The organism is Saccharomonospora saliphila YIM 90502, from assembly GCF_000383795.1.
Taxonomy (GTDB): Bacteria; Actinomycetota; Actinomycetes; order Mycobacteriales; family Pseudonocardiaceae; genus Saccharomonospora; species Saccharomonospora saliphila.
In genome coordinates this window covers 2,151-4,334 of record NZ_KB912679.1, presented here as the reverse complement: position 1 = coordinate 4,334, position 2,184 = coordinate 2,151, and the positions used below count along the sequence as shown (strand labels likewise).

At 71.5% G+C, this 2,184-nt stretch carries 1 protein-coding gene; it reads left to right on the top strand.

All coding sequences use genetic code 11. The features are described 5' to 3' along the window. The first annotated feature begins 354 nt into the window (after positions 1-354). Positions 355-2,118, top strand: a complete 1,764-nt coding sequence (locus SACSA_RS0113395; RefSeq protein ID WP_019816428.1) for a Xaa-Pro dipeptidyl-peptidase — start codon at positions 355-357, stop codon at positions 2,116-2,118. Positions 2,119-2,184: the final 66 nt, after the last annotated feature.

Below are 2,184 nucleotides of genomic sequence, written 5' to 3'. Positions count from 1 at the left end.
CGGGGCCGGGCCCACCCTGTCCCCCGAGGCCCTCGGGGGAGCGCGGCCCGGACAGCCGGTCTCCGCCACCGCCGTCGGGCGGTCCGGTACCCGCCGCACACGCCAGCAGAAGCATCAGGGCGGTGAGAACCAGCCCGATGGTGAGAACCGAGTGTCGCCTCACAGGTCCATGTAACCACTCGAATGGAGTATGGCCCAGTCGTTCGGGGGATCGGCCGTATCGCTGAGTCGATCAGCGGCCCCCGTCTTTCGTCGGGTCGCACGCCTGTCGTCTTGACAGTGCACAGACGCCCGGCAATGGTCGTCACCACTGTGCTCGCCGTCCGACTGGGGGCTTTCGTGAGAAGTACGCGCGTGTCCGCGGCGCTGGCCGCCGCCGTCGTCGCCCTGCCGCTGGCCACCGCCACCGCCACCGCCGACGACGCGCCAGGACCCGTCTTCCGTGATGGGCAGGCTCAGCCGGTGTTCGACCCCGGCGACGTCGTGCGCGACGAGGTCTGGGTCACCGCCGACGTGGACAGTGATCGCGACGGGGCCGACGACCGCGTCCACGTCGAGATCGTGCGCCCCGCGGCCACGGAGGACGGCATGCGGGTTCCGGTGGTGTACCAGGCCAGCCCGTACTTCTCCGGCGGCAATCCGATCACCAACCACGACGTCGACGTCGAGCTGTACGTGCCGACCCGGCCCGCAGGGCCGGATTCGCCGATCACCTGGCACTACGAGGACTACTTCCTGTCCCGCGGTTTCGCGGTGGTCTACGCCGAGTCGCTCGGCACGGGAGCGTCCACCGGGTGTCCCACGACCGGTGGCGAGAACGAGACTATCGGCGCGGCCTCCGTGGTCGACTGGCTCGGTGGGCGCGCCCCCGCGCACGACGCCTCCGGCGCGCGCGTCGAAGCGGATTGGAGCACCGGCAGGACCGCGATGATGGGTGTCTCCTACAACGGGACGCTGCCCAACGCGGTCGCCTCGACCGGCGTCGAGGGGCTGGAGACGATCGTGCCCATCGCGGCGATCTCGAACTGGTACGACTATTACCGCGAGAACGGAGCCGTGGTCGCGCCCGGTGGGTTCCAGGGCGAGGATGCCGACGTCCTCGCCGAGTACGTCTACACCCGCGACGACCGCGAGGTCTGCCGCCCCGTCATCGAGGAACTCGCCGCCGAGCAGGACCGGGTCACCGGTGACTACAACGCGTTCTGGCGCGAGCGCGACTACCTCGACGACGCGCACCGGGTCCGCGCGTCCGTGCTGGCCGTGCACGGCCTCAGCGACTGGAACGTCACCGTCAGCCAGGTCTCCGAGTGGTACGAGGCGCTGGCCCGGCACGGTGTCGAGCGCAAGATCTGGCTGCACCAGCAGGGACACACCGATCCGTACTCGGTGCGCCGCCAGGCGTGGCTGACCACGCTCAACCGCTGGTTCTCCCACTACCTCTACGACGTCGACAACGGTGTCGAGGAGGAGCCACGGGCCACCGTGCAGCGAGAGGACGGGAGCTGGACCGAGGAAGCCGACTGGCCCGCTCCAGGCGCCGAGGCCGCGACGATGCACCCGCGTCCGGGCGGGGCCGAGCGTGGCGACCTCGATGTGCGCCCGAGCCGGGGCAGGCCGGTGGTCGAGCGGTTCACCGACAACGCGACCACGACCGTCGGCGAGCTGGTGGACGCGGACTCGTCGGCACACCGGCTCGCCTACGCCAGCGATGCGGCGCGGCGGCCCGTCCGGCTCAGCGGGACACCGCGGGTGGACCTGCGGGTCGCCTTCGACCGCCCGGCGGCCAACGTGACGGGTGTCCTGGTGGACCGGGCTCCCGACGGGACCTCACACGTCATCACGCGGGGCTGGACCGACCCGCAGAACCGGCACGATCCGGCGCGGACACAGCCCATCCGCCCCGGCGTGCCGTACCGGGTCTCGTTCGACCTGCAACCGCAGGACTACCTGCTGTCGCCGGGACACAGGCTGGAGTTCGTGGTGCTCTCCAGCGACCATGACTTCACGCTGCGCCCGGAGCCCGGCACCGGTCTGGCCGTGGATGTCACCCGCACGTCGGTCACCGTGCCCGTCGTCGGGGGTGAGCCCACGCTGCGCGCGGCGTTCGGCTGGCGCTGACCGTGACCGGCGGCCTCCACGGGCCGGTCGCCGCCGGTCGCTGGACGACGCTGAAGTCGGGGCCCG